This window comes from Tautonia marina, from assembly GCF_009177065.1.
GTDB classification, from domain to species: domain Bacteria; phylum Planctomycetota; class Planctomycetia; order Isosphaerales; family Isosphaeraceae; genus Tautonia; species Tautonia marina.
This window is the reverse complement of record NZ_WEZF01000026.1, coordinates 49,063-70,693: the sequence shown is the minus strand read 5'-3', so window position 1 is coordinate 70,693 and position 21,631 is coordinate 49,063. Positions and strand designations below refer to the sequence as shown.

Genomic DNA, 21,631 nt, shown 5'->3' with positions numbered 1-21,631 from the left:
CATGAGGATATTCATCGGAGCGCTTGCGGTCGCCCTCACCCTCGCCTCGGCAGTGATCGCCGATGAGGGGAGCCCGGCCGCCACCGACACCGCGTTCTCCTCGGAAAAGTATGGCATCACCTGCCCACTTGCCCCGAACTGGGATGTGGTGATCCGCGAGCGCGATGACCTGATCTTCGTGGCTCGGATCCCTCAGCGCGATCCGGAACGACCAGCCGCAGTCGGCTGCGAACTCGCCCTCGCCCCCGAATCACTCGATGAGTACCGGACCCGGATCGACGCCAACGCCGAACGAGGGCGCATTCCCGGCGATTTGATCCGCAACGAACTGATCGACCACGAGGGAGAGCCTCGCCTGATCACCGTCACCGAATTTCGCCCTCCCTTCGGCGGTGTCTGGAGAGAGACAACCGTCCGGCGCATCGCTCATCGACAAATGTATGTCTTCAAGATCAATTCCGACCTCGAAGATCCCTCGCACGACACCACGCTCGCCGCGTTCGAGACGATGGTGAACGACGCCTCGTTCTCGCCTCCCGATACCGGGGCAACCCGTGACGACCAGAGCGACTCAAACCGCTGGGTTCAAACCGAATTCAAGTTCGCCATTGATCTTCCCGATCAGTGGCAGCCGGCCCTGGCCCCCAGCCAACTCGCCTTGCTCTTTGCCAATGGACCGGCGTTCGGGATCTGGTCGGACAACTTCCTGGTGATCGCCCGCCCGTCCGAGCGGTTCGATCCCGATCGGCTCGTCCAGGAAATCCCGGCGCTGCTCCAGCGCGAGGAACCCGGATGCGAGGTCCTCTCGTGCGAGGTCGTCGACCAGCCCGGAGTCGGCCAGGCCGTCGAGACGGTGGTACGCACCCAGCGAGGTTCGTTCTCGATGACGGTCCTGGAACGGCGGTTCCAGGGAGACCGATTCTCGTATGAAGCAAAATTCACCCTGGAATCGAAGCGGTTCGACGATCTTGCCGCGGAACTGCGCAGGTGTCTCGACAGCTTTTCCGAGGAGCCCGGCGAGGTCCCCGTCGTCCGACCGGGCGTTGCAGGCTGACCATTTTTTTCGATCGGAGCATTACCATGCGATACAGCGTTTCTCTCGCGGTCCTGGCCGTCTGTCTCGGCGGGCTCCGATCGCAGGCCGAGGCGCACGACTTCCGAGCCGGGGTCGCGGCCATTGACATCTCCCCGGAAACCCTACCGGCGATCATCAACGGTGGCTTCCTGCGGAGAGACGCCGATCAGGTGCGTGACCCCTTGTTCGCCCGGGCCTTCGTCCTGGATGACGGCCAGACCCGGATCGCGCTCTGTGTGGTTGACACCTGCATGATGCCTCGCGAGTTGATTGACGAGGCCAAGGCCCTGGCCAGCGACCGCGTGGGCATTCCGACCGACCGCATGATGGTCTCCGCCACCCACACCCATACCGCCCCCGCGGCCATGGGATGCCTCGGCTGCCCGGTCGATCCGGTGTACGCCGCCTCGCTCCCTTCGAAAATCGCCGAGGCCATCATCACAGCGGCCAACCGTCTCGAACCCGCAATACTGGGCGCGGCGGTCGTCGACGATTTTGATCATACGTTCTGTCGCCGATGGATTTATCGATCCGACCGGATGCTCACCGATCCCTTCGGCCACCGCACCGTCCGGGCCAACATGCACCCGGGGCACCAGAACCCCGACGCGATCGGCCCCTCCGGCCCGGTCGATCCGGCGCTGTCCGTCCTGGCGATTCAGACGGCCGACGGCAAACCGTTGGGCGTTCTCGCCAACTACTCCATGCACTATTACGGCACCGACGCCATCTCGTCCGACTACTTCGGCCGGTTCTCGACCACCTTGGCCGAGGAGCTCGGCGGCGGCGAGGGCCTGGTTGTGTCCATGTCGCAGGGGACCAGCGGCGACCTGATGTGGATGGACTACGGCGCCCCGACTCCCAATCGCGACGTCCTCGCCTACGCCGATGCCGTGGCCGAGGTCGCGCTCGGTGCCCTGAAGAACCTCTCCTATCGCGACGATGTCACCCTGGCCATGGCCGAAGCCCCCCTGACGCTCGGCCGTCGCCTGCCCGACGACGACCGGCAAGACTGGGCTCGATCGGTCCGCTCAGCGATGGAAGGGGAAGAACCCCGAGCCATCCCCGAAGTCTACGCGCTGGAACAGTTCCATCTGCTCGACGTCCCCGAGCGTGAGCTGAAGCTCCAGGCCATCCGCATCGGAGACGTGGCCATCACCGCCATCCCGAACGAGGTGTACGGCATCACCGGCCTGAAACTCAAGGCGGCCAGCCCCCTGCCGATCACCATGAACATCGAGCTGGCCAACGGCGCCGACGGCTACATCCCTCCTCCCGAACAGCACGCGCTGGGCGGTTACACCACCTGGCCGGCTCGCACGGCGGGCCTGGAAGTCGAGGCCGAGCCGAAAATCGTCGCAACTCTGGTCGAGCTGCTTGAGACGGTCTCCGGCAGCTCCCGACGGCCCGTCCGTCCTCAAGGAGGTTCGTACGCCCAATCGGTCGTCGAGGCGGGTCCGATCGCCACCTTCCGCCTCGATGAGCTGGATGGCTCACGCCCTGCCAACCTGATGGGAGGCGCTCCCGCCCACGTCGAGCCGGGAGTCGCCCTGGCCTTGCCCGGTCCCGAAGGTTCAGCCTTCGTCGGAGCCAACGAGGAGCCGAATCGCGCGATCCATTGCGCTGGCGGCCGACTCATCGCTGATCAGATTGACCTGGAAGGCTCCTACAGCCTCGCCTTCTGGTTCTGGAACGGCCTGCCGACCGACGCGAGAGCCGTCACCGGCTACCTGGCGTCGATCGGTCCCGATGCCAACCCCGATGCCCCCGGCGATCATCTCGGGATTGGCGGCACGCATGCCGACCTCCAAGCCGGTCGTCTGTTCGTCTTCAACGGCAATTCCGCGAACGACGTGCGGGTCGGTCGAACCGAGTTACCCCGTCGGGAATGGTGCCACGTCGTCCTTGTTCGGGACGGAGCTCGCGTCCGGGTCTTCCTCAACGGCAACCCCGAGCCCGAGATCGACGCCGAACTCCCCGTCACCCGCCCCATCGCCGACAATCTGCTCGTGTTCGGAGGACGGACCGACCGCTTCGCCGGTCTCGAAGGGAAGCTCGACGAGGTGGCCGTGTTCGACCGGGCCTTGACGGCGGAGGACGTCGCATCCCTTTTCGAAGCAGCAACGTCGAACGATCACGACTAACCGCCCCGCCATTGGCCGCGCCCTGCCTACAATCGCTCCGATCAGGCGAGCCAAAGGGAGCCCGCCGCCACCCGATTCCCACACCCTGAACGAGTCAAACCGCTCATGGGGCAGCATCCCAACCCGTTAACCGTCCGAAAGGCCGATCATCCGATCGAGCCCCTATTCCTCAAGCGGTGGTCCCCCCGCGCGATGAGTGGCGAGCCGATCACCGATGGCGAACTGAAACGGCTCTTCGAAGCCGCTCGATGGGCTCCCTCAACCCGCAACGAGCAGGAATGGCGATTCCTCTTTGCCCACAAGGATTCGCCGCACTGGCCAACGTTCTTTGACCTGCTCGCGCCGGGCAATCAGGGGTGGTGCAAGCAGGCAAGCGTGCTGGTGGTGGTCGTCGCGCACAAGTTCTTTTCGAACACCGGAGCGCCCAATCCGGTCCATCTCTACGACGCCGGCGCCGCCTGGCAAAACCTGGCCCTGCAGGGCGCGGCCATGGGGCTGGTCGTTCACGGCATGGCCGGGTTCGATTACGACCAGGCACGAACCGCCCTCCATGTTCCCGAAGACTTCGACGTGGCCGCCATGATCGCCCTCGGTCGGCCGGGCGACCCGGCCACCTTGCCCGAAGATCTTCGCCAGCGCGAGGTCCCCTCCCTCCGCCGTCCCATTGAACAGAGCATCTGCGAAGGACCGTTCGCGTTTTAAACCCTTGCGAGCGCCCCGGTCAATCGAGGGCGACCGGTCGAGGCCGGTCGCTCCGAAGAACCTTCGATCTCGACGGGGCTCTCTTGTCTTACTGGCCCCTCTTCCCGAAGATTGAATTGTGAAGCGAGCGTGTTGCTCGCCCGGAAGGTCCGAGCGGGAGGAGGCCGGATGGAGTCCACAACCAAACCGGCCAGTTCATCACTCACCATTCTGGCCACGCTCGGCCTGATCGCTGCGCTCTACCTGCTCAAGCCCATCCTGGTCACGATCGCCCTCTCGATCCTGCTGACCTGCTTGCTGTCTCCGGCCACCCATCTGCTACGGAAGCTCCTGCCGGTGGGTCCGGTCGGAGCGGCCGTCATCCTCTTCCTGCTGATGGCCGTGGCCGGACTTTACGGCGCCAGCCTTACGGCCGAGAGCCTCGTTCGAGCCGCCGCGACCTTTCCGGCAGACGTGGAGCGGCTCGCCTCAAAGGTCAGCGACCTGATCAACGACGCCGGCAAGGACCACCCGTATCTTGCCAACATCCTGCCCGAGCCGGGCACGATCGACATTCTCGGCTACACCAATCGCGAGCTGCTGGTCAACTCGCTCAATTACCGGCTCTCGGACCTGACGACCTGGGTCGGCTACGGGGTCATCGTTCTGTTCCTGGTGCTCTTTTTGCTGGCCGAGGGAGATACCCTCGTCCCGCGATTGGTCCACCTCATCTCGGTCGAATCCGCCGAGTCGAAGGCCGTCGAGCGCACCCTGAAGAATCTGACACGGAAGATCCGAGCGTACTTGCTGGCCCGAACCGTCCTGAACATCGGTCTGGGGGTGGCAACCGCCGTGGCCTTGATGCTCCTGGGAATCGATTTTGCCGTGGCGCTCGGCGTCTTCGCCGCCGTGACGAACTATATCCCCTATCTTGGCAACGTGGCGGCAGGAGTTCTCTCGGTCCTCATCACGCTCGGCCAGCGCGGCTCCATCGCCGACGGCCTGATCGTCGCCTCCGTCTTCCTGGTCATCGTCACGGTCGAGGGGTATCTGGTGATGCCCTACGTCATGGGACGCTCGCTCGACCTGAACGGGACGACCGTCCTCATCGCCTGCCTGTTCTGGGGGTTCCTCTGGGGCCTGATGGGCTTGATCCTCGCCATCCCCATCACCGTCAGTCTAAAATTGGTCTTCCAGCATGTGCCGTCGCTCCGCCACTGGGCCGACCTCATGAGCCTGGCGGAATCCTCGCACGAACCCGCCGTGGCCGAGAGCCCCTCCCCAGAACCCCCAGCCGCGAGGCGCTGGATGCTGGCCCGACGATCGAATTCCAACTGATCTCAACCAACGCTTGAGACGCGGACGTCTCAGGCAATCCTTCCATCACGGGACCATTCTCAGTGGACATCACACTCGAATATTGCGCTCTTTGAAATTACGAGCCCCAGGCCGTCAGTCTGACGGCCCTGCTGCTGCCTCGATTCAAGCGATCAATCGGCCGCATGACCCTGATCCCCTCGAAAGGGGGCTGTTTTGAGCTGACCGTGGGCACGACGATCGTGTACTCAAAGCTCAAGACCGGTCACTTCCCGGACGAAACCGCGTTGGTCGAGGAAGTCGGCCGCCTGCTCCACCGCTAAGGAGACATTCAGGAACAACGTCCGCGTTTCGAGTGAGGTTCTCGGGTAGCCCCGGTTGCTCGCCAACCGGGGTCGCGCAGCGACGAGAGGCCCGACCGAGGCGCCAGGATGACCCGCAGCCCTCTTGCGGCGACACCGCCCCGATTGCACAGCAACCGCGGCCACCCGAGAACCTTGGTCGTTGTTCCTGAATGACCCCAAAGTGAAGCGAAGCAGGGTTCGGCCGATCGGACGACTTTCTTCCCCTCAGCGCCGAATCGACCGGCCCCGGAGCCCCTGTTCAGCATGTTCGGACGACAGAAACGCCTGACCGACTACGCCAACTGCGCTGGGTGAGCAGGCAAACTTCCCCCCGAGGGGATCGCGCAGGTTCTGCGCGGCTTGCCACAACCACCCCGACCCGCCGACCTGCTCGTCGCCACCGAAACATGCGACGACGCGGGCGTGTATCGCATTGCGCCCGATCTGGCTCTGGTACAAACCGTCGATTTCTTTCCCCCGCTGGTCGACGACCCCTACATCTTCGGTCAGATTGCCGCGGCGAATGCCCTCTCCGATGTCTACGCGATGAACGGCAGGCCGCTCACGGTCCTGAACATCGCCGCCTTTCCCGATGATCGCCTGCCCCTGGAGGTGCTGGGTCAGATCATCGCCGGAGCCGGTGAACGGGTCGCGCTGGCCGGAGCCTCGGTCGTCGGCGGTCATACGGTCCGAGATTCCGAGATCAAGTTCGGCCTGAGTGTCACCGGCCTCGTCCATCCCGACGACATCTTGACCAACGCCGGGGCGAGGCCGGGCGACCTGCTGGTCTTGACCAAGCCGCTGGGAACCGGCTTCGTCACCACCGCGGCCAAAAACGGTCGCTGTCCCGCCGAGGTCCTCGACCGGGCCATCACAAGCATGATTCGCCTGAACGCCGACGCAAGCGAGGCCGGCCGGGCCTCCGGCGGCGTCCACGCCCTGACCGACGTGACCGGCTTCGGCCTCGCCGGGCATGCCGCCGAGATGGCCGACGGCTCGGGCATCACGATCGAGCTGGATCTCAATGCCCTTCCGCTCATTGATGGGGCCGAACCTCTGGCCGTTCCCAGGAATTTCACCAGAGCCAGCGCGACCAATCGGGCTTTTCTGGCCGGTCGGCTCGACATCGCCTCGGGGGCCAATCCGAAGCGCGTCGAATTTGCGTTCGACGCCCAGACCTCGGGCGGCCTGCTCGTGGCGATCGCTCCCGACCATCTCGATGCCTTCCTTGAGCAATTAAAGCAACGAGAGACGCTGGCCGCGGCCACGATCGGTCGGGTGGTGCCCCGGATCGAGGGAATTTCGATCCGGCTCGGACAATTCGATTCGGCGCGGTCGGTCACGACTTGACGCGGCTGGGCGGACAACCGATCGTCTTGAAATCGCACGAAAGCTTTGATCCCGGACGATTGGAGAGGCCGATGCAAGACGATCTGACCCGTCGAGGATTCCTGAACGCCGCCAGTCTCTCCGTCATGTTGCCCGGCGCCGGGGCCGCTCTTGCGACGGCCGACCGGCCCAGCCCGGCCGCGATTCCCCACGCCCTGGGCGGCCCGTTGGCTGAACCGAAGCAAGGCCGCCTGAAGGTCGCAGCCCTTGCATCGACATACTATTACCTCTCTCACGCCTATCATATCGTTGGGCGATTCCTCGACGGGTTCGTCGTCAACGATGGTCGAGGCCACTTCCGCCCCGATGTCGAGATCAGCAGCCTCTACATCGAACAGTTCCCGGACGGAGTCGCCCCCTCGGGGGTCGGCGACCTGGGCCGGGCCAAGGCCGCCGAGCATGGCGTCCGGCTCAGTCCGACGATCGAGGATGCCCTCACCCTCGGCTCGGGAGAGTTGGCCGTCGATGCGATCCTCCTGATCGCCGAGCACGGCGACTATCCCCTCAACGAGAAGCTCCAGAAACGCTACCCGAGGGGAGCCTACTTCCGAGAGGTGCTCGATGTGGTGCGCCGCTCGGGCCGTGGCGTGCCGGTGTTCATCGACAAGCACCTCTCTTACGATCGGTCGGAAGCGGCCGAGATGATCGCCTCTGCCCGCGAGCTGGGCGTGCCGCTCATGGCCGGTTCGAGCCTGCCGGTGACCTGGCGTATCCCCCACCTGGAGGTCCCGCTGGGAAAAACCTGGCAAGATGCCCTGGTGGCGTCCCGGGGGGAAATCGAAATCTTTGGATTCCACGCCCTGGAGACGCTCCAGTGCATGGTCGAGCGGCGCGACCGGGGCGGCAAGCCTCAAGGGGTTGTGGCCGTGACCTATCTGGAAGGAGACGCCGTCTGGGAGGCCGGAGACGCAGGCCGCTGGTCCTGGGATCTGCTCGACGAGGCCCTCAGCCGCAGCTACACCCGGAACCCCGGCGACGTCCAGCAGAATACCAGGGACTTTGTCCACCCCGCCGGCCGGCCGACCTTCCTCCAGCCGGTCGCCTTCCTGGTCGAGTATGCCGACGGCTTCGAGGGGACCGTCCTGATTCTCAACGGTCACGTCGATGACACGACCATCGCAAGCCGGGTCGTGAATGACGACGGAACTCCCACCGACGTGTCCACGCTTGTTTATCTTCCTGCCCCACCCGGCGCCGACTTTTTCACGCCGCTCGTGCTGCGGATCGAGGACTTCTTCCGCACCGGCCATCCCCCCTACCCCGCCGAGCGCACGCAACTGACCGGGGGGATCCTCGACGTGGCGCTGGAGAGCCGGATTCGCGGCTCGGTGCGGATCGAAACGCCCGAACTGGCCTCGATTGATTACGAGGCTCCTGAGGATTCCGGCTTCATTCAAGCCCCAGTGGCCAACCCGAAGCCGAACCCCTGGCCGTAAGCAGGGTGAGCGGCCGATCGGGCGCTCAGCGAGTCATCTTCCGCTGACGACGACCGCCGACGAAGCTATCGAAGACATATTTCCCCAGGTCGTCGGCCGAGCAGTAGGCGGCGACCCCCTGGGTCACGCGGGCCATCTCCTCGACGAAGTTGACCAGGCCCAGATAAAAGTAATCTTCGATCAGGGCGAACGACGAGACGCGAATTCCGGCCGTGGCACAGCGCCTCGCCTCGGCGAGCGTGGCCGCGGCGGTCTTCTCGGCGGGGGGGTAAATCAAGACGGCTTCACGTCCTTCGATGTGTGCTGTTGGTTCGCCATCGGTGATGACGATAATCTGCTTGTTCTCGGCCGCCTGCTTGTTCAGCATGTTCCGGGCGAGCTTCAACCCAGCGTCGATGTTGGTGAAGTGCTGCACCTGCCGGGGGAGCGGGGCATCGAGGCTGATCCTCAGATGCACCCGAGGGTCAAACAGCCCCACCGGCTTAGGGGCCGAGTTCAAGAGCTCGCGCTCGGTCATCTTGCTGGCGAGCGTGTAAAACCCGACCATTTCCAACGAATCGGTCGGGTACTGCGCTCGGACCATCGCCTGCAACGCCAAGGCGACCTTCTTGGTCATGCCGTACTTGCCGTAACGGCCCATCGACCCGCTCATGTCGATCAGAACAACCGTGGCGGCGCGGGTCTGATGCTCGGTCTCGTACACGACCCAGTCGTCACGCTCGACCCGAATCGGCACGCCGCCCCCCTGGCGGGTGTAGGCGTTCTTGATCGTCTCGTGCAGGTTCAAGTTCGCCAGCGAATCACCATAAACATACGGACGTGAGTCCTCGTGCCGAACGGTACCGTCTCCCTTGTGAGGAGAGTCGTGCTTGCCGATCGCATCCCGGTTGAAGGTCTGGAACAGATCGGTGAGCGCACTTTGCTGGATGCGCCGAAGCCCCTTGGGGGCGACGACGAACTTGCCTTCGCGGTCCCGCTCGATCAACCCCTCCTGCTGGAGCAGCTCGACGATTTCGGGGTTGTCGTCGTCGTCGAAGCGATCGAGCTGGCGGAGCACCTGATCACCGTAGTGCAGCAGGTACTCGCTCAACTCGTCAAACGCCTTCTCGGCCGACTGAGGGCGAAACTCCTGCGACCCGTCCCACTTGGAATATTCGTACTGGGGCATGAGAGCCTCAATGGCCCGTGGCCAGAGGATGGTCGAAGGATTCCGGAGAGACCAGCTTAACGCTCGTACGACGCCACACCCGCCTTCACATTCTTGTTCAGACGATTATGCACATGTAAACCCTCGAGAATGAACTCGGCCGACGCGGCGATAGCGGCGTGATGCAGGTCGGGGTCGGACAGGTCGGGCAAGGAATCCTTGGCGAGGTCTTCCGCCTTCTTGAGCAGGCCAGGGATTTTCTCAATCCGCTTCAACAGTTCTCGCGTCGGCAAAACATCAGTCAATTCCACACCTCCGCCATTATCAAAGTGTTCGACGGCGGCGCGAAATTCCTTCGGGTTGAAGCGTTCGGAGAAGACATTCTTGACTGCTTCTCCCACGATCCGGCCGATCAGCACATCCTCGGAACCGTCGTCGTCGGCCATCGTGAGCTCGATCTTCCCGCGAGTACTGGGTACGACATGGGCGAGGTCACCGATCCGAGGTACCACCCACGATTCCTGGTTGACCAACGCCCGTCGCTCGGCGTTGGAGACGACGTTTTCCAGGTTGGCAATCGACATTCGCACCGAGACGCCCGACGCCTGGTTGACGTGCGACGAGGTCCGGGCCAGCCGCGCGGTCTCCTCGACCACCTCCTTGACGAAGAACGGAACGGCCACCTGTTCCCCCGCCCGATCGACCCAGGCGTTCTGGTCGTTGATCGAGATCCCGACCTCTCGGGTGAGCGGATAGTGCGTGCGGATGACCGAGCCGATCCGGTCCTTCAAGGGGGTGACGATCCGACCGCGGTTGGTGTAGTCCTCCGGGTTGGCCGAGAAGACCATGCAGAGGTCCAGCTCCAGGCGAACCGGATAACCTCTGATCTGAACATCCCGTTCTTCGAGCACGTTAAACATACCGACCTGGATTTTGGGGGAGAGGTCGGGCAGCTCGTTCATGCAGAAGATGCCGCGGTTGGTCCGGGGGATGAGGCCGAAGTGCATGGTCAGCTCGCTGGAGAGGTAGCGCCCCTCGGCGTGCTTGATCATGTCGATTTCGCCGATCAGGTCGGCGATGGTGACGTCGGGCGTGGCGAGCTTTTCCTGATAGCGCTGCTCGCGGCCGACCCAGGAGATCGGAGTGGCGTCACCCATCGCGTCGAGCTTGTCGCGGGCCTCTCGGCTGACGGGATGGTACGGGTGATCGTTCACCTCGGAGCCGTCGACGATGGGGATGGTGTCGTCGAGCAGACGAACGAGTTGCCGGAGCATCCGGGTTTTGGCCTGTCCTCGGGTGCCGAGGAAGAGCATGTCGTGCTTGGAGAGGATGGCGTTCTGAATCTGGGGAACAACCGTCTCCTCGTAGCCGAGGATCTCGGGAAACAGGGGCTCCCCGCGACGGATCATCGCAATCAGGTTGCGGCGCATCTCGTCCTTGACCGACTCGACACGGTAGCCGCTCTGTTTCAGCTCGCCCAGGGTCCGGGGTCGGTCAGATGCCATCGATGCTGATTCCTTGATTCAAGGCGGCGGGGGTGATGCGAGAGCGGTCGCAATGTCAGTGAGGTTCGGTCGCAACGAACACGCGAAGCCGCTTCAAGGAACATGCTAGGCAGGGCGTTGCGAGGCGTCAACGAGGGCCGACGATCGAGCGATCGTCCAGGGTGGTCTCGGTATCGTCGCAAACCTCGACCAGTTCGGGCTCGACCTGGGTATCGAACAGGCGGCTGACGCTCTCACGTTGGTGGATGGAGAGGATCGCCTCGGCGAACAGGCGAGAGACGCTGATCCGTCGGCAGTTCTCGGCCAAAGGCTCGGGCCAGTGGCCGATGGTGTCGGTCAGCACGAGCTGTTTGAGGGGGCTGTTGCGGATCTTCTCGGCCGATCCTCGGGAGAAGACGCCGTGCGAAACACAGGCGTAGACATCGAGCGCTCCGCGGGCCTTGCAGGCGTGGGCCATCTCGATCAGGGTGCCGCCGGAGATGGTGAAGTCATCGACGAGCAGTACATTCTTGCCCTGAACATTCCCGATGACGTCGAGGATCTCGGCTCGCTCCTCGTGATCGGGCCGGTTCTTGTTGCCGATGACAAGGTCGCAGTTCATCAGGTCGGCATAGCGCTGGGCGGCCTTGGCGAAGCCGACGTCGGGGGCAGCGACGACGAGGTTGGGGATGTTCAGTTTGCGGAAATAGGCGGTGAGAACAGGGCCGGCGTACAGGTGGTCGACGGGAATCTTGAAGAACCCCTGGATCTGCGGGCTGTGCAGGTCCATGGTCAAGACGCGGTCGGCCCCGACGGCTTCGAGGGCATCGGCGATGACTCGGGCGCGGATGGAGACGCGGGGCTCGTCCTTCTTGTCTCCCTTGGCGTAGGAGAAGAAAGGGATGACGGCCGTGACCTGAGTTGCACTGGCTCGCTTGAAGGCGTCGATCCAGAAGAGCAGTTCCATCAGGTTGTCGTTGACGGGCTGCTCGGTCCCCTGAACGATGTAGACGTCTCGCCCTCGGACATTTTCGAGGACGCGGACGAAGATGTTCCCCTCGCTGAAGATCTTGGTTTCGGACTGAGCCAGGGGGACGCCCAGGTGCCGACAGATGGCGCGGGCGAGTCCTCGGCTCGCCGACCCGGCGAAGATTTTCATCTCCCCGTAGGGGTCGCGATCCTTGGAGGAGGTGCAGATCAAGGAGCGGTCCATGACGGGAGGAACCTCGCGAGAGAGCCGGCCGAAGTGAGCAAAGACCGCCCGGAGAGACAGCGACTCGGGGGCAGGACGAATCACGATTGAGTATAACCCCGACCTCTCTGGAGAACCAGCGGAGCCGCCCCTCGATTCCCGATCAGACCGATGTCGCGCCGGGCCGAAACCGCTACAATCATGATGACCCAAAGGCCGTGCGGCACGTTCGGCTGGTCCGGATGCGCCGCGGTTTGATGACCGAAGCACCAGGAGAGGCGGTAGACGATGACCACACGGAGAGCCCTTCGATCCGCACCCCGAACCGTCGCGGCCATGGCCGTGACGCTGGCCATCGCCGCCGGAATCGCCATTTACGCGGTCCCGAAGGCCGGGACGACTCCGGGTGCCAATGCCTCTCAGGAGCAAGGTGCCACGGTGAACGCCGCCCCGTTGCGTGTGCAGGACGACGATGATCTCGGCCCCGGCGCCAAGCAAGACCTGTTTGCCGGCGGGATCGACTGGATCAACACGGCCAAGCCGATCAGCACGCAGGACCTGGTGGGCAAGGTCGTCTTGCTCGACTTCTGGACCTACTGCTGCATCAACTGCCACCACATCATTCCCGACCTGGAAAAGCTCGAAAAGAAGTACGCCAACGAGCTGGTGGTCATCGGCGTCCACTCGCCCAAGTTTGAGGCCGAGCGCGACTCGGAAAACATTCGGCAGAAGGTGCGCGAGTATCAGGTAAAGCACCCGGTTGTGAATGATGCCGACATGGCGATCTGGCGACGCTTCGGCGTCAGGGCCTGGCCGACCCTGGCCCTGATCGACGCGAAGGGAAACTTCCGGGGGTCGCTCAGCGGCGAGGGGCATTACGACACGCTGGATGAGTTCATCGGCAAGCTCGTGGCCCAGCACCGCGAGAAGGGGGAGCTGGACGAGACGCCGTTCGTCGTCTATGCCGAGAGCGACCGGCCGAGCGATGGCCCCCTGCTCTTCCCGGGCAAGGTCACGGCCGATGCCGAGAACAACCGGCTGTTCATCACCGATACGAGTCATCACCGGATCGTCGTCACCGACCTGAACGGCCAGGGGCAGTTTGTCATCGGCAGCGGTCAGCTTGGCCTGGAAGACGGCGACTTCGCCACCGCCCGGTTCAACCGGCCACAGGGGACGAGGCTCGTCGAGGGTGCCCTGTACGTGGCCGACACCGAGAACCACGCCATCCGCAAGGTGGACCTGGAGAACCGGACGGTCGAGACGATCGCCGGAACCGGCGAACAGTCGTACCGCCGCAACGGCGAGTTCCAGGGAACGGCCGAAGGGCTCAATAGCCCCTGGGATCTGATCCAGGTGCCGGGGACCTCGGAATTGATCATCGCCATGGCCGGGCCGCATCAGCTCTGGAAGCTGAACCTGGAAACAGGGATGGTGTCGATCTGGGCTGGGTCGGGTCGAGAAGACATTACCGACGGGACCTACGACACCGGGGCCTTTGCCCAGCCGAGCGGCCTGGCGACCGACGGCACGTATCTTTATGTGGCCGACTCCGAGGTCTCGGGCGTCCGGCGCGTCTCGCTCTCGGGAGAGCAGGAACCGCAGGTCGATACGGTCGTCGGCATGGGCCTGTTCGAGTTCGGCGACATCGACGGCACCGGAGACGAGGTCCGGCTCCAGCACTGCCTCGGACTCGCCCACGGCGACGGCAGGCTTTACATCGCCGACACGTACAACAACAAGATCAAGGCATGCACGCCCGACGAGCGCAGCGTCACGTCGCTGGTGGGTACAGGTGAGGCCGGTTCGTCCGACGCGGAGCCGACCTTCTACCAGCCTGGCGGCATCTCGCTGGCGGGATCGAGGCTCTACATTGCCGACACGAACAACCATGCCATCCGCGCCTTTGACCTGGAGTCGAAGGAGGTCCGGACCCTGGCGATCGAGGGGATCAACCCTCCGGAACCGCCGAAGCGGAAACCGACCTTCGCCAATGCAACCGCCATCGACGTGCCGCAAGCGGAGATCCGGCCCGGCGACGCCCTGACCGTCGATCTGGCCCTGACAATCCCCGGCTTCAAGCTCCAGCCCGATTCCCCCGTTCTGTTCCTCGTCGAGGCCCCCGAGGCGCCCGACGCCCTGGCGGATGGCGTGTCGGAGACGGGGGAGACGGTCGAGCCCGAGGGGGATTCGATTCCCATTCCCGTCCCGCTGGCCCGAGCATTCGAGGCCGGTGACGAGCTGACCCTGAAGGTCTCGGCCTCGATCTTCGCCTGTGCCGAGGTCGGCGGCTTCTGCACGGTGAAGCAGTATGCGTGGACCGTCCCCGTCCGGTTTGCCGAGGGAGGTGCCGAGGCCGTTCGCATCGCTCCGGAATCGACGGACGACCAGCCCTGATCGACGGCCAGTTCTGTGACGCCCCGTGGCAGAGGGAGGGAGGAGTGTCTGGCCGACCTCAGCCACTCACTCGGCGACGGGGCGATCGACGGATCAGCCGGGAATCGGACCGATCCCCGCCGCATTACCGCTCCGGTTGAGACAGCGGAGGCCCGGGGGTGACGGCGGGGTCCCAGGCGGTGAGGATCAGTCGGGCCCCACGATCAAGGTCGAACGATTCGGAGTAGACGACCTGCCCATCGCGGCGCATCGACAGCTCGTGGCGGCCGGCGGGGAGTTTGCAGACGATCGGCTCGTATCGGCGGTTCTCGATCCGGTAGACGATGCCACCGATGGCCACGTCAACCTCCGATTCCGCGACGTGGATCACCACCTCGCCGTTCGGGTCGCCGGCCTGATTGACCACCCAACCCAGGACGGAAACGCTGATGAGTCCGCTCATCATCGCCCGGGTGAAGGGGATCAGGAACGGGACCTTGATGACCAGTTCGGCGATGCTGGAAGAAACCACGATTCCGACTCCGGGGGGGAGGATGAGCGCTCGCCCTGGGGCGGGGCCCGCTTCGCACACTGGGGCGAGCGAAGGGGAACGGCGGCGGCTCAGGTTTCGGATGGAAAAAGGGGCGGGGTTGGGTTTCGCGAGCGAGGCAAGTGCGCCTCATGCCCAACAATGCGTGCGTTCAGGAGTGGTGGCAGGATAAACGCCACGCATGGCGAGTCTAGCCACTTCTCGGCCGAACGTCAAGACGCCGCACAACAAAGGTTCAACACGGTCGATTTCCTGAACGTGAAGGGGCGATGAAGGTTTGGCCTCGATACCTCGATGCAGGAACGTCGATGCGATGCGTGAAGCGGTGCCTTCGAGCGCCTTTGCGCCGCGCTCGGATCTGATCGGGATGGAATGGTGAACCGCGGGCCGGTTCGGTGATTTCTCCTGCGGGTTGGCGCGTGGTGGAGGGTGGTCGTAATGCTCCGAGGAGGCGGGGAAAGGAGGGGCTCGGACGATGCGCCGGGGTGGGCTTTGAACGCAAAGCCCCCTCTCCCCAACCCTCTCCCCACGAGCCGGGAGAAGGGCCGGAAGCGATCGGTCGGAGACGGTGGCGGATGCGGCACGCAGGGAGGTGGCCGAGGCGCGGACTCAGGGCATGCGGATGATCCGTGGTTCGTGTCATCTGGGATGAGCCGGGTGGTTTGGGGGCGTCAGGAGCGGCGAGCGGCGGCGGCCAGGGCACGGCGGGCGCGGCGATTCAAGGGGGCGGAGGCACCGGGAAGGGTCGCGAGGATCGAGACCGGGCGGAGAGACGAGCCGGATTTGGGTTCGTTTCGCGCCGGGGGGGTGGGCTCGGTGGGGGAAAGGGTGGGGGTGGAGTGGGGCTCCGAGAGAGGGGAGGAAGACTCGGCGCGGGGTCGGAGGCGGTCGGGTCGAGGGCCGGGAGGATGGCTCGGGGTCGAGCGGGAAGCGGTGGGAGCGTCGTGAGGGGCGAGGGATTGCAGACGGCGCAACTCGTTGAGGTGACGAGAGAACTGGCGACGCGCGTCGACGGCGTAGCGTTCGAGAAGGCGGAGGGCGGGCGGGTCGTCGGTGGCGAGGCCGAGCGCGGCGTCGGCCTGGGCGCGGTCGTCTCGGGCGTTGAGGTACGTTTCCAAGCGGGAGCGGAGGGCGGCGGTGGCCTGATGGATGAGGTCGAGGCCGGGGGCGGCGCTGGAGTCTTCGGGGTGGAGATCCCAGGGGCCGGAGCCGTCGCGGGCCGAGGGGGGAACGCCGAGGAGGTCGAGAGCGCGGTGCCAGGTGTCGCGGGTCCAGCCATCGGCTTGCGTGATGGCCTCGGTGATCTCGGCCCAGCGGTCGAGGAGCCAGAGCACGCCGTGCCTGGTCTGGAGCAACTGGGGCTGGATGCGGTCGGGGTGATGGAGCAATCGGGCGGCGAGGGTGGCGATGGCGGCGGCGCGGTCGTCGTCCCACGATTCGACGGCCCGATCGGCCTGCTCGGCCCGAGCGGCGCAGATCCGTGCCACGCAGGTATCGAGACGGACGGACTCGGCCACGAGCTGCTCGAAGAGCCATTGCTGCGCGGGGCCTTCGGGGCGGTAGTCGCCGCGCCACTGGTCGGTTCGTTCGGAAATCGCCTCGGCCATCTCGGCCGGCGGTCGGCTGCCAAGCTTCGAGAGGCCGTGCGTCTGGGCGTTCCGGCTCGATCGCGCCTTGCCCTCCCGCGATTTCGGGCCGGTGGACAACAGGGCGTTCAGGCGGTTGGCGATCGTCTGCGACAGGGAGGTGGCCATGATGACGGTGTTCCGAAAGGCGCCAGGATGCGAGGTCGACAGGTGGAACAGGGAGGGCGGCCTAAGCGGAGCCCCTGTCTGATAAGATCAGGAAATGGGGGCGGGTTAATTGCGTGATTCCGGGGAAAGCGGGAAAATTTTGCCGGGGATGGAACACGGTCTGTCGATCGGCCGTCGAGGTTTGCACGATTCGTTGAGCGAGGGTGAAGCGTTCAAGGTCAGGCCAACAGTCGGCCAGAGACCTCGTGCGGCTGCACCACCCTGCCGGAGATCATCGGCATGAACTCTCATGAGAATCTTGACGCCCCGCAAAGGCGTCCAGTGTTCCGCTTGAGTGTCCGGGTGCTGATGGGGCTCGTCCTGCTCATCGGGGGTTGCGGGGGCTGGTGGATCAACTCCGCCCGGATCCAGCGAGATGCGGTCAAGGAGATCGAACAGTCCAACGGCTTCGTTCGGTACGACTGGCAGGACACAAACGGCGCGCAGAATGGCTCCGTCAAGCCGGGTTGGGCCCCGAGCTGGCTGTTCGATCGACTCGGCCCCGACTTCTTCGGTTCGGTCGTGTTCGTCCATCTCAACGGTGCGACGGATGAGGATCTGCGTCTCATTGCACCACTTCGCCGGGTGAAGACGCTCAGCATTTTCACGGGCCCTCGCTTCTCCGATGAGGGTTTGAGGCACCTCGGCGGGATGAATCGCCTGGAGGTCCTGTCCCTCAGCGACGATCTGGCGATTCGCGACGCCGGCCTGGAGCACTTGAAGGGGCTCCCCCGCCTGCGAGAGCTCACCTTTGGTGGCGCTCGCGGCCCTTCCCGCCCTGAGGCCCCCGCCATCGGCGACGCCGGGCTGGAGTCCCTCGGCACGATTCGCAGCCTCCGAAAGGTCCATTTCCTGGCCGGGAATCCGACGATCACCGACGATGCTCTCAAGCGACTTCGGGAGAGAAGGCCGGAACTCGTCATCATTCGTTGAGCCGTGTCGGGTCCGACGGGTGGCCAGGGCTCATCGACGGATCGGGCGAAACTCTGTAGGATAGGCGTTTTCATGTCGATCGAGGCCAGGCCCTCTGACGGATCGAGGCTGGTCGGCTCCGTATGGGGGACGGACTGTGGAGATCGCGGCGGGGCGAACGGCTCGACAATCGCCCGCGCGGGGTCCGAGCTGTCCCAATTTCTGACCGCGCCCAGGACCGAGCTAGGCAGATGGCTGATCCCGACCCCGCTTCAACTCCTGACCGTCGCGCTGACTTCTTGATCTTCCGGTTGATGAACCAGTTGGCGACCCGGTGGGCGACGCCGGGCTCGGGGCGGGTGGGGGTGTGCAGCCCGCTGGTGGGGGTGGTGTCGGGGCTGGGGGCGGTCGCCTTTCTGCTGCTGCTGGATGCGGTGGTTCACGGGGTGCTGGGGGAGTGGATGGGCCTGCGGCCGCCGCCGACGGGTGAAGGGACACCGCACCCGATCGCGTATCCGGCGACCTGGTGGCTGGTATTGTTGATTCCGACCGTGGGCGGCCTGATCTCGGGCTTGATCGTCTTCACCTGGGCTCCCGAGGCCGAGGGGCATGGAACCGACGCGCTGATCCGCGCCTTCCACCGAGGCGGCGGCCAGATCCGGGGCCGAGTGCCCTTGATCAAGGGGCTCTCGTCGATCATCACCATCGGCTCGGGGGGGTCGGCCGGCTCGGAGGGGCCGATTGCCCAGGTCGGCGCCGGCTTCGGATCGTTGCTGGCCGGCGTGCTGAAGCTGACGCCCGACGAGCGCCGGCTCTTGATGCTCGCCGGCGCGGCCGGCGGGATCGGCGCCATCTTCCGGGCACCGCTGGGTGGGGCCTTATTTGCATGTGAAGTGCTGTACATGACGGCCGCGATGGAGTCGGCGGCGCTCTTGCCGTGTCTGGCCAGCGCGATCGTGGCGTATTCGACCTTTGCGGTATTCATCACCCCGAGGCCGATTTTCATCGTCCCGGACCTGGAGTTCCACGGCCTGCTGGAGCTGCCGCTGTTTGCCATGCTCGGGCTGGCCTGCGCGGGGGTCGGCTGGCTGTATGTGCGGGTCTTCTACGGGATGCGCGATCATCTGTTCCGCCCCTTGCCGCTGCCGAAGCACGTGAAACCGGCCATCGGTGGGTTGCTGCTGGGGATCATGGCGCTGGCCTTCCCGCAACTGATGACCGGCGGATACGGCTGGGTGCAGTGGGGGGCGATCGGCCTGCCGCCCTCGCTGGTGCTGCCCGGAGAGTCGGTCTTCGACCCCGGCATGGGCGTGTGGTTGCTGCTGAGCCTGGCGTTGTTGAAGACGGCGGCCACCGGTCTGACGATCAGCTCGGGCGGCAGCGGCGGCGTGTTCGGCCCGTCGATCTTCATCGGCGGCATGCTCGGCGGGGCGCTGGGCCAACTGCTCGACGCCGCTTTGCCGACCTGGGATCTGAACCCCGCCGCCTTCGCACTGGTGGGGATGGGGGGCTTCTTCGCGGGGGTGTCGAAGGCACCGCTGGCCTCGATCGTGCTGGTGTGCGAGATGAGCGGATCGTACAGCCTGCTCGTCCCCTTGATGCTTGTGTGCGGGCTCAATGTCGGGCTCTCTCGCCACTGGACGATCTACGAGGAGCAGGTCGCCTCGCCGGTCGACAGCCCGGCGCACCAGGGAGACTTTGTGGTCGACGTGCTGGAGCGGCTCCGGGTCGACCAGGTGCGCGTTCGTACCGAGGGGCTGGAGATCGTGCCCGAGGCCACTCCGTTTAGCCAGGTCGTGCGCCGGGTGGCTCGGTCGAGCGAGACCCTTTTCCCGGTGGTCGACGACGAGGGGTTGCTCACCGGCATTTTCTCGCTGCGAGACGTTCGCCTTGCCCTGCTGGGCACGGGGAACCTCGGCGCGCTGGTGGTTGCCGACGACATCGCCCGATCTCCCATGACCGTCACCCCTGAAGACGACCTGCACACCGCGCTGAAGCGGATGACCGAGCTGAACGTGGACGAGTTGCCCGTCGTCCCCGCCGACGGCCCGAACCGGCTGATCGGCCTGCTCGGCCGCAAGGATCTGGTGAGGGCCTACACCGCCCAGATCGAGGCCCTTCGCGCTCCCGCCGAGCCGACCGCGGCCTGAATCCGGTTCTGTGGGTTTGGATCACGCCTGTTGCAGCTTCGAAGCCCGGAGCACGGGGGGCGTTCTCCGTCCTTGCAGGACTTGCCATTGTGAAAAGGCCATTGTTCAGAAACCTCTTGATTCCAGAGAGACATTCCTCTGTTCTGCGGCAAGCCGGGGACTCCTGGTGTGCTGCGGATGACAAGGGCCCCTATCGATTGGGGATGAGTGATGGGTAAAGTGTGGAATGCTCAGTGATGGATCTGGCGGCGGATTGCCCTTCAGGCCTGGGAGAAAGGCAGATCGATGAACAAGCGTTTTCCGATCGAATTTCCTTCAAGGAGTCGGCGGCTCGCGGTCCTCTCGGTGGGACTCTTGGTGGTTACGCTCACTGGTCTGGCCCAGGCTCAGGAGGGGAGCGGCGACGGTTCGACAGCCAAGGTGATGTCTCCGGCCGCCAGGGCCTTCTGGGATTCCGAACTGGCGGGAAGGCTCGGCAATTGGCTGGCGAAGCGGCTGGAGCAGACGCCTTCCGAGCAACGACCAGAATGGATGTTAATGCTTACAGACATTCTCCGGGGAAGTCAGCTCAACGCGTCCGACGGCTGGTTCCGACGCCCTACGGGGGGCTCTCGATTCTCCTGGACGGAAGTCCGCAGCCGCCTTGACATGAACAACGACGGATTTGTTTCTCAAGAGGAGTGGCCCGGCACGGCTGATGACTTCATCGCCGTGGACCGAACCGGCGACGGGCTGATTACCAGAGATGACTTTGATTGGTCGGAACATGCGCTGGCCGGGGGGCCGGGTACGGCCCTGTTTTATCTGGCCGATACCGATGGGAACGGGAAGGTGGGTCGGGCCGAGTTCCTCGCGCTGTTCGAGCGGCTGGACCGGGGGGATCTCGGCTTCCTGTCGCGAGATGAGCTGAAGGGCGTTTTCAATCAGGGGACGTTCAATCGCTTGATGATGGAACCGGGGATCAAGGGAGAAGGGCTGCCGCCTTCACCGGAGGGGCCGAGCAAGTCGACCCTGATTCGTGGTCTGTTCACGCAGGAAATCGGGTCGCTCTGGCCTGGACCTGGCATCGGCGATGTCGCGCCCGACTTCACCCTGGGTTCGGTGGATGGGGACCGCGACGTGACGCTCTCGGCCTACCGCGAACGGCTGGACAAGCCGGTCGTCTTGATCTTTGGTAACTTCACGTGCGGCCCGTTCCGGAGCCAGGCCGGGAACATCGAGAAGCTTTTCCGCCGATACCGGGACCGGGCCGGTTTCCTGCTTGTCTACGTCCGAGAGGCACACCCGACGGACGGTTGGCATATGTTCGACAATTTCCGACAGGGCTACACCCTTCCCCAGCCGACCGACGACGCCGGCCGGGTGGAGGTGGCCCGCCTCTGCCAGCGGACGCTCGACCTGGGGATGCCGATGGTTGTCGACTCGATCGAGGACCCGGTGGGAACGCTCTATAGTGGGATGCCTGCGCGACTCTACCTGATCGATCGCGAGGGCCTGGTCGCCTTCAAGAGTGGCCGGGGCCCCTTCGGGTTCAAGCCGGCCGAGCTGGAGCAGGCGCTGGCCTTGCTGTTGATGGAAGAAGCCCAGGCCCATTCCCAGATCGACGACGAGGCCGGCGCCCAGGAGACTCGGTGACCCGGG

Annotated in this window: 14 protein-coding genes and 2 pseudogenes; 11 read left to right on the top strand and 5 right to left on the bottom strand. The window is 64.8% G+C overall.

Going from position 1 to position 21,631, the window contains the following annotated elements; all coding sequences use genetic code 11:
• The first annotated feature begins 1 nt into the window (after window position 1).
• The 7 genes and pseudogenes from GA615_RS24035 to GA615_RS24005 all read left to right on the top strand — a co-directional run bounded on the left by GA615_RS24035 (window position 2) and on the right by GA615_RS24005 (window position 8,386).
• Entirely contained in the window at window positions 2–1,054 is a 1,053-nt protein-coding gene (locus tag GA615_RS24035) for a hypothetical protein (protein WP_152053881.1), read from the top strand.
• Between the two features lie 26 nt (window positions 1,055–1,080).
• Window positions 1,081–3,219 (top strand): LamG-like jellyroll fold domain-containing protein, encoded by a 2,139-nt coding sequence (locus GA615_RS24030; RefSeq protein ID WP_152053880.1) that lies wholly within the window; start codon window positions 1,081–1,083, stop codon window positions 3,217–3,219.
• A gap of 105 nt (window positions 3,220–3,324) precedes the next feature.
• The gene (locus GA615_RS24025) at window positions 3,325–3,921 is read left to right on the top strand and encodes a nitroreductase family protein (protein WP_152053879.1); all 597 of its coding nucleotides are present in this window, start codon (window positions 3,325–3,327) and stop codon (window positions 3,919–3,921) included.
• 168 nt (window positions 3,922–4,089) lie between these two features.
• The gene (locus GA615_RS24020) at window positions 4,090–5,238 is read left to right on the top strand and encodes an AI-2E family transporter (protein WP_152053878.1); all 1,149 of its coding nucleotides are present in this window, start codon (window positions 4,090–4,092) and stop codon (window positions 5,236–5,238) included.
• A gap of 107 nt (window positions 5,239–5,345) precedes the next feature.
• A pseudogene (locus GA615_RS24015) lies at window positions 5,346–5,540 on the top strand (Rdx family protein); the annotation flags it as partial.
• Window positions 5,541–5,876: 336 nt separating this feature from the next.
• Window positions 5,877–6,911: pseudogene (selD, locus tag GA615_RS24010) on the top strand (selenide, water dikinase SelD); the annotation flags it as partial.
• Window positions 6,912–6,982: 71 nt separating this feature from the next.
• Window positions 6,983–8,386: a hypothetical protein gene (locus GA615_RS24005; protein WP_152053875.1), complete on the top strand. Its 1,404-nt coding sequence runs from the start codon at window positions 6,983–6,985 to the stop codon at window positions 8,384–8,386.
• A 25-nt stretch (window positions 8,387–8,411) separates the two neighbouring features.
• Here GA615_RS24005 and GA615_RS24000 read toward each other — a convergent pair whose 3' ends face one another.
• From GA615_RS24000 to GA615_RS23990, 3 genes are all read right to left on the bottom strand, one after another.
• Window positions 8,412–9,554: a VWA domain-containing protein gene (locus GA615_RS24000; protein WP_152053874.1), complete on the bottom strand. Its 1,143-nt coding sequence runs from the start codon at window positions 9,552–9,554 to the stop codon at window positions 8,412–8,414.
• A 56-nt stretch (window positions 9,555–9,610) separates the two neighbouring features.
• Window positions 9,611–11,038 (bottom strand): sigma 54-interacting transcriptional regulator, encoded by a 1,428-nt coding sequence (locus tag GA615_RS23995; protein ID WP_152053873.1) that lies wholly within the window; start codon window positions 11,036–11,038, stop codon window positions 9,611–9,613.
• A gap of 127 nt (window positions 11,039–11,165) precedes the next feature.
• Window positions 11,166–12,230 carry a ribose-phosphate diphosphokinase gene (locus GA615_RS23990; protein WP_152053912.1) on the bottom strand — a complete coding sequence of 355 codons (1,065 nt, stop codon included), beginning with the start codon at window positions 12,228–12,230 and terminating at the stop codon, window positions 11,166–11,168.
• Between the two features lie 267 nt (window positions 12,231–12,497).
• On the opposite strand from GA615_RS23990, the gene GA615_RS23985 reads away from it, so the two are divergent.
• Window positions 12,498–14,606 (top strand): thioredoxin-like domain-containing protein, encoded by a 2,109-nt coding sequence (locus tag GA615_RS23985; RefSeq protein WP_152053872.1) that lies wholly within the window; start codon window positions 12,498–12,500, stop codon window positions 14,604–14,606.
• Between the two features lie 124 nt (window positions 14,607–14,730).
• On the opposite strand, the gene GA615_RS23980 is transcribed toward GA615_RS23985, so the two are convergent.
• A complete protein-coding gene (locus tag GA615_RS23980; protein ID WP_152053871.1) occupies window positions 14,731–15,117 on the bottom strand; it encodes a hypothetical protein in 387 nt (128 codons plus the stop codon).
• Between the two features lie 689 nt (window positions 15,118–15,806).
• Window positions 15,807–16,889: a hypothetical protein gene (locus tag GA615_RS23975; RefSeq protein WP_152053870.1), complete on the bottom strand. Its 1,083-nt coding sequence runs from the start codon at window positions 16,887–16,889 to the stop codon at window positions 15,807–15,809.
• A 279-nt stretch (window positions 16,890–17,168) separates the two neighbouring features.
• Here GA615_RS23975 and GA615_RS23970 point away from each other — a divergent pair, with 279 nt between their 5' ends.
• The 3 genes from GA615_RS23970 (at window position 17,169) to GA615_RS23960 (ending at window position 21,625) form a co-directional block, all read left to right on the top strand.
• Window positions 17,169–17,861 carry a hypothetical protein gene (locus GA615_RS23970; protein ID WP_152053869.1) on the top strand — a complete coding sequence of 231 codons (693 nt, stop codon included), beginning with the start codon at window positions 17,169–17,171 and terminating at the stop codon, window positions 17,859–17,861.
• Between the two features lie 230 nt (window positions 17,862–18,091).
• A complete protein-coding gene (locus tag GA615_RS23965) occupies window positions 18,092–19,990 on the top strand; it encodes a chloride channel protein (RefSeq protein ID WP_152053868.1) in 1,899 nt (632 codons plus the stop codon).
• A 285-nt stretch (window positions 19,991–20,275) separates the two neighbouring features.
• Window positions 20,276–21,625, top strand: a complete 1,350-nt coding sequence (locus GA615_RS23960; protein ID WP_152053867.1) for a deiodinase family protein — start codon at window positions 20,276–20,278, stop codon at window positions 21,623–21,625.
• Window positions 21,626–21,631 lie beyond the last annotated feature (6 nt).

Coding starts and splice junctions, on each gene's coding strand:
- GA615_RS24035 (WP_152053881.1), top strand. CDS start 2: ATGAGGATATTCATCGGAGCGCTTGCGGTCGCCCTCACCCTCGCCTCG.
- GA615_RS24030 (WP_152053880.1), top strand. CDS start 1,081: ATGCGATACAGCGTTTCTCTCGCGGTCCTGGCCGTCTGTCTCGGCGGG.
- GA615_RS24025 (WP_152053879.1), top strand. CDS start 3,325: ATGGGGCAGCATCCCAACCCGTTAACCGTCCGAAAGGCCGATCATCCG.
- GA615_RS24020 (WP_152053878.1), top strand. CDS start 4,090: ATGGAGTCCACAACCAAACCGGCCAGTTCATCACTCACCATTCTGGCC.
- GA615_RS24005 (WP_152053875.1), top strand. CDS start 6,983: ATGCAAGACGATCTGACCCGTCGAGGATTCCTGAACGCCGCCAGTCTC.
- GA615_RS24000 (WP_152053874.1), bottom strand. CDS start 9,554: ATGCCCCAGTACGAATATTCCAAGTGGGACGGGTCGCAGGAGTTTCGC.
- GA615_RS23995 (WP_152053873.1), bottom strand. CDS start 11,038: ATGGCATCTGACCGACCCCGGACCCTGGGCGAGCTGAAACAGAGCGGC.
- GA615_RS23990 (WP_152053912.1), bottom strand. CDS start 12,230: ATGGACCGCTCCTTGATCTGCACCTCCTCCAAGGATCGCGACCCCTAC.
- GA615_RS23985 (WP_152053872.1), top strand. CDS start 12,498: ATGACCACACGGAGAGCCCTTCGATCCGCACCCCGAACCGTCGCGGCC.
- GA615_RS23975 (WP_152053870.1), bottom strand. CDS start 16,889: ATGGCCACCTCCCTGTCGCAGACGATCGCCAACCGCCTGAACGCCCTG.
- GA615_RS23970 (WP_152053869.1), top strand. CDS start 17,169: ATGAACTCTCATGAGAATCTTGACGCCCCGCAAAGGCGTCCAGTGTTC.
- GA615_RS23965 (WP_152053868.1), top strand. CDS start 18,092: ATGGCTGATCCCGACCCCGCTTCAACTCCTGACCGTCGCGCTGACTTC.
- GA615_RS23960 (WP_152053867.1), top strand. CDS start 20,276: ATGAACAAGCGTTTTCCGATCGAATTTCCTTCAAGGAGTCGGCGGCTC.